The organism is Dietzia sp. NPDC055343 (assembly GCF_053645265.1).
The window spans coordinates 1-6,125 of the sequence record NZ_JBSHMJ010000072.1 but is presented as its reverse complement, the minus strand read 5'-3'; the positions used below and the strand labels follow the sequence as shown (position 1 = coordinate 6,125).

The following is a 6,125-nucleotide window of genomic DNA, read 5'->3' as shown; positions in this document are numbered from 1 at the left end:
TCCTCATCATTTACCAGGATTGCCACGGACTGACCGTCGGCGATGCCCTTGGTGACTAGATCCAGCGTCACAGTCTGCCCCGGCTTCACCGACGCGGGGCCGGTCAAGGTGAGAACCGGGGTGACCTTGTCGACGGTGACGGTGGTCGTGGCGATCTGCGAGGGCACATCATTGAGTGTCGCGGCGGCGCTGATCGTGGTGGTTCCCGCCGGCAGCGGGCCGAGGTCGCAGGTGAAGGTGCCGGCCGCCGTGGCGGTAGCACTACACTGCTGCGCGTAGTCGGTGGTGTAGACCTTCACGGTGGCGCCGGCGGGGGCGGTACCGGAGACGATCACGCTCTGGCCGGCGTCGGGGGCGGACGGGGTCACGACGAGGTCGCCCGGCATGGCGACGGTGCCCTGCCCGACGGTGACCGTGGTGGGGTTCGACGACTGCGAGGCCGCGGTGGCGTGGTTGCCCGCGTAATGCGCGGCGACGTTGACGGCGCCGATCTGGTCCGGGATCCACTCGCACGTCGCGGTGCCGTCGGCACCGACTTGCGCGGTACACAGGTGGTTGGTGCCGTCGCGGAATACCACGTCGGTCCCGAGCGTGCCGCCGGTGACGGTGGCTGAAAGTGTCACCGGTGCGCCGGTTACCGGCTCCGACGAGGCGGTAACGGTGGACGTCTGTGTGGGGGCGAGTCCGACCTCCACGGTGAGGACGTCCGAGGTCGAGGAGTTCACGGTGCCGGACCCCGCGTAGGACGCACGGATCTCATAGGTGCCGGTGGCCGACGGGCTCCATTGAATGGCGGCCTGGCCGTTGGCTACCTGCACCGTGCGGTCCTGCTCACCTTCGATCGCGAAGGTGACGTTTTCATCGTTGGCGATTCCGTTCACCGTCGCGGTGTATGTCTCGGCATTGCCGACGCTCACCGAGGTCGGCCCGGTCAGCTCGATCGAGGACTGCTTGGGTGCCACGGTGATGCCGGTCGCCGACGGGGATGAGGCCTCAGTAGTTGTGGTCGTGCCCGGGTAGTGGGCAATCACGTTGAACACGCCGGTGGCCCGGGGAGTCCAGTTGCAACTGGCCGTGCTGCCGGTGCCGAGTTGCACCTGGCACAGTAGCTGGTCCTGGGCGTCTCGGAACTGGACCTGGGCGCCCTGCTGGCCGCCGGTAATGGTGGCGCGGAGGTTCACCTCCGTATCGACCGCGACCGTCGCCGGGGTGGCGGTGACCTCGGAGACAGTGGCGATCCGCTTGCCGATCGTGCCGGTCTCGGCCACCGAGGCGGACGTGCCGTAGCCCGTGGACCCGAGGTAGTGGGCAGTCAGGCTGTAGTCCTGCGCGGCCTGGCCGAAGGGGACGGCCCAATCGTAGGTGGCCACGCCGCCATTGAGCTGGACGGTGCCCAGGTGCGCACCGTTGTTCTCGAACCGAACCGAATCACCGTCCCGGCCGCCGGTGACTGTTGCGGTGAGTCGCGTGGAGCGCTCGGCGATGGGTAGGGGGTCCACGTCCAGGGTGGTGCTGGTGGCCTGGACCGGGGTGGACACGTTGACCATCTGGCCGAGCGTTGCGGCGCTGGCACGGGTGGCCGTGCCGGCGTATCTGACCGAGACGTTGTAGTCGCCTTCCGCGGCGGGGATCCAGCCGTTGTAGTAGGCGGTGCCGCCCACGACGTTCACCCCCTCAGGCTCCATACCTTCTACATGGAACTCGACCTGCTCCCCGTCGGGGATACCGGTGGTGGTGGCGGTGAGCGGTACGGGTGTTCCGGTGTGCGTGGGGCTTCCGACCTGAAGGGCAACCGATGTCGTGATCTTGTCGACGACGACGTTGACCGGTGCAGAAGTGGTCTCAGCGACCGTATCGCTGCCCCCATACCGCACAGCCAACGAGTAGGTACCTGTCGCGGTGGGCCGCCAGTCGGGGAAGGTCGCGCTATTTTCGCTGACGGTGGCGGAGGCGACGTCGGCCGGCGCGCCGTTGACCAGCAGCGTGACGGTCTGCCCGTCCGCCACCTTCTTAGTGTTGACGGTGAGGTTCACCGGTTGGCCCACCTCGACACGGGCCGGAGCTACCTTGAGTTCGACAGAGGGTGTGATCTTCTGGACGTTAATGGAGGGGCCCATATTCGGGTTGCCGAGGTCATTAGCCCCAAGGCCGAATCGATGAAACTCCGTGCCGCCGGTGGGAACCAGCCCCGGCGCACAGTTGACCACGTATTGTGCCGTGATCCAATAGGGCGTTGGTGTGACACCGCCTACCTTTTCCCATTTTATTCGACTCGCGTTGGATTCAAACTCGCCCGGTTTACTAGCCTCCGACTCGACCCCACCACCGGTGGCCTGCCAGCGGGCAGACCCGGGGACGTATTGGAGACAGGTTGGAGTTAAATCTCGCACCATATACAGCAAGTAGGTGTGGTCCCGACGGAGCTGCGTCCGGATCTCAATTGTCTCACCGACCGTGGGCGTCGGATCGCTCACCGTCCGCTCGATAGTGAAATTATTTCCAGACCAGTTCGCCGTCGCCGCTGATGCCCCCTGCGCCTGAAGCGTCACGATCCCTGTCGCGCCGAGGACCGCAGCGGCCGCCAATGTGAATATCCTGCGCAGTGGTGAGCCCGAAGTTTTCATATCTCTTCCCCGTGTCGCGGAGCGCCGGACAGTCAGACCGGCGTTGGTGCACTAAGTCCAGATTCATGAGTGCTCCTCGCCCTCGTTGACGAAGGCCGAGGAGCACTCATGGGCCGTCAGCCCTGACTGCGGCCGTCAGCTCCCGAGAAAGCTCAGCGAACCACTGCTGCCGCCGTCGCCGCCACCAAGGTTTTCGGTCAACGAACCGAGACTTCCCGTGCCGCCGCTCGGCCCACCCGGGTTCGGCTCCTCGGGCGCATCAGTCGACGAAGTGATAACCACCTGGACTGAGTCCTGCGAGGGATGAACAGTCGGAGTGCCTGAGTAGTGTGCGGTGACCGTGCGCTCTCCCGACGTGGATGGCTTCCAACCGGTGAGAGTTGCAACGCCACTGGCGTCAACCTGGATGTCGCCGATCAATTCGGCCCCGTCGAAGAATGAGACGGTACCGCCGGCGTATGCCGGATCAACTACGGCCCGGAGCGCAATGGACTGGCCAACCTGAGTCATGGAGACCTCGTCCAAAGTGGTCGTGGAGCTTTCCTTGGCGACGTCGGCAGCGGCAACGGTCACGTTCTGCCCAATAGCCTGAGACGAGCGAACTGCATCGTTGCCTAGGTACCGTGCATCGATCGTCACGTTTCCAGCCTTCGACGGATACCAGTCGATAGTGACGGAACCGCTGGACGAAACCATACCGCCTCCGACAACCTTGCCATCCTCGAGGAATTCCACTCGTCCGCCAGCTGCCGCTGTCGGCGCCACCGTCGCAGAAAGCTGGGACTTGACACCATGCTGGGCGTCGGACGGCGCAGTCAGTGTCGTCGTAGAATCAAAAACCTGAGCCGCCACATTCACAGTTCGCGTCTCGGTCTTGCCCGCGTGAGTGGGCGTGCCCGCGAAGGTAGCGACGATCTGCTTGCTGCCAGCAGAGGCAGGGGTCCAGCTCGCGGTCGCCTTTCCACCGGTTACGGTCCCACTGAGCGTCTTACCCTCCACGTCGAACGTGACTCGCGATCCCTCCGGCGCGCTGGTGGTTACCACAAGTTCGGTGATCTTCCCGACTTCGGGCGAGACCGGTGCCGCGAAGAAGAAGTCACTGACCGTGGCTCGGTTGACCTTGATCGTCGGGCCGAAGCTCCGGTATTCGCTGCCGCTGCTACCGTATGTGCCCTTCCAGGACATTCCCCCTGTCGCTACTGCGTCACCCGCATCACAGAGCACGACGTAGTCGGCCTTGAGAACTAGAGGGTCAGAAACTACGGCGGGGAACTGCGCTCGAATAACGTTCTCGGACGGCTTGAACTCGCCTGGCTTCGTTGACGGGGTCTCGAACGACTCGCTGGGCCACGCACGCCACTTCGCTGATCCCGGGACGTACTGAAGACAGGGCTCCGTGTTGTTCTCAATCCAGGAATGGGTGTTTGCCCACCACGTAACACCCTTACTGTCCACGATCTCAGACGTGATGGTCACCGTTTCTCCATAGGTGACTTCGCCGCTGCTGATGGTCCGCTTGAACTCGAGCTTATTCCCAGCGCTCCCGCTGACCGTGCCTGGTTTGACGGCTTCCGCCGCCGACGCGGCCCCCGCGCCTCCCACGACGAGCGCCGCGCCCGCCATCGCCGTCGCGCTCGCCGCGGCGACCGCCCGACGAATCGTTTGATTCCTCATGAACTCTCCTGGTGCCCACAGCCCCCGGCGTGGTCGACTACCAATCGTCGACGTGACACGACCCGTGGTGTGACTTGGCCAACAGTAGCGGTGCTGAGATAAAAATAAAAGTCTTACCAAACGCGCGTTCATGTCGGACCCGAAGTGGACGCGCACGGCGGATACCTGCACCAATACCTCAAACACCACCAGTCACATGAGACGCCGAGAACGCTCAGGTAAAGAACTAGACACGCGCCACTGAGGAGAACGCGGTCACGCGCACCGCCCCTCGCCACAGGAGAGGTGGCCACCCTTGAGTGCTCCATTTGACCAGCCCGCCCCCAGCCAGTCGCCGCGACCCGTCGGCTTGCCAGTGGCCTGAAGTTGACCAGGCGTCCAAAGAAGCTGGCGCGGCTTCGCATATTGAGCACGTAGGCCCAGAAGAAGGCCTTGCCGGCTCGAGCGTGACCAGTCCGCCCGGGCCTGCAGTTAACAATTGACCCCGAAACCGGCCGGCCCTTCGCTGGTCGCGGCCAGTCATACTCAGGCCCTGAAGGGCGTAGCGTCCAGCCCTCCCCAACCACCCTCATCAGCGAACACGATCCATCAACGACCGTCATCCCGGGCGCCCTATGTATGAGTCACACCGATGCACGACCTTAATGTAAGGTTGCGCTTACGCCCAAAGTGATCTACTACACATCACGGAGGGATTCTAGGCCACTCAACTGACTCTCAGCCCGACGAGAGTTGCCCAACCAACCAGGTTGCAAGACCACGCCGCACCCACCTGCAGTCCTGCCACAGCTGTCGCAGCCAACGCCGAGCCACCCGTAAGCCACGTCGAGAGGATCGATGAATGTCCGAGAACCGTAGGAAGATGGTCGCCCTGGGCGCCGCCGCACTGATGGCCCTGTCCGGCCTGACTATCGGCACCGCCACCGCGTCTGCCCAAGACAACTCGTCGGAGTGCAGGACCAGCCAGGAGGTGAAGGTCCGCCCAGTTGCCGTGAACTACACCCTTAAGAAGGAGGTTGTCGGGAACGGCACCGCCGCTCCGGGCGGCACCGTCACTTTTCGAACTACAGTGAGCGGCCCAGGAGCCCTCGTCACCCGAATCGATGACTTCCACCCTGAGGGCTTCGTTCTGCTCGGTGCCCGGGAGAGCGTGTGGAAGTTGCTCGGGTCACAGTCTTGGAGCAACGTCTCTGACGACGTACGCGTCAATGCGGCGAACAACTCGGTCTACAGGGAAAGCTCTGGCTGGACTACCGCCGGCGGCGCCTACGTCACGCTCGAGACCACCTACCGGGTCCCTGACAATGCCAAGGTCGGCGACAAGCTCAACACCGGAGCAGGCACAACTCTCGCCCTCGCAAACGGTCGCCAGGTTGTCAATCCCATCAACACCTGCGTGACCATCCGCCAGCCCAACGCAGCCGAGTCCGTCACTGGCAGCCTTGATGGCCTCGGGCTAGGCTCCGTGACCTCCGGATCCACCGCCGCGGGCGGCATCTCGAGCGACCCGGCCACCTTCAGCTCCGACATCATCAACGGCATCGACATCGGCCAGCTGATCGGCCTCAGCTGACCAGGTAGAGGCCAGCCCGGCCCCGGAACGACTCGAGCCCCTGACTCCCTCCTCGCGGAGAGCGTCAGGGGCTCGAAACGTACGTTCTATTTCGCGTCCGCCCAGTACGGATCCTTCAGCGTCCGCTTGACCAGCTTGCCGTTGGCCTGCCGCGGCAGCTCATCCACCACGTCGATGGTGCGCGGCATCTTGAACTTGGCCAGCCGCCCGGCCAGGTCCTCGAGGATCTGCGCCTTGAGCTCGTCGGACTCGTC

3 protein-coding genes are annotated in these 6,125 nt (G+C 64.1%); 1 reads left to right on the top strand and 2 read right to left on the bottom strand.

Features of this window, described 5'->3' with window-relative positions; genetic code table 11:
- Nucleotides 1–2,033, bottom strand: a 2,033-nt coding sequence (locus ACWIE7_RS18070; protein WP_454070175.1) for an Ig-like domain-containing protein, incomplete at its 3' end; no start/stop codon positions are given.
- Between the two features lie 726 nt (nt 2,034–2,759).
- Nucleotides 2,760–4,298 carry an Ig-like domain repeat protein gene (locus tag ACWIE7_RS18065; RefSeq protein WP_454070174.1) on the bottom strand — a complete coding sequence of 513 codons (1,539 nt, stop codon included), beginning with the start codon at nt 4,296–4,298 and terminating at the stop codon, nt 2,760–2,762.
- Nucleotides 4,299–5,139: 841 nt separating this feature from the next.
- Between ACWIE7_RS18065 and ACWIE7_RS18060 the strand changes: the two genes are divergently transcribed.
- Entirely contained in the window at nt 5,140–5,871 is a 732-nt protein-coding gene (locus ACWIE7_RS18060) for a hypothetical protein (RefSeq protein ID WP_454070173.1), read from the top strand.
- The last annotated feature ends 254 nt before the right edge of the window (nt 5,872–6,125 follow it).

What these genes read in the sequence shown, in the direction of transcription:
- ACWIE7_RS18060 (WP_454070173.1), top strand. Translation starts at nt 5,140, where the DNA reads ATGTCCGAGAACCGTAGGAAGATGGTCGCCCTGGGCGCCGCCGCACTG.
- ACWIE7_RS18065 (WP_454070174.1), bottom strand. Translation starts at nt 4,298, where the DNA reads ATGAGGAATCAAACGATTCGTCGGGCGGTCGCCGCGGCGAGCGCGACG.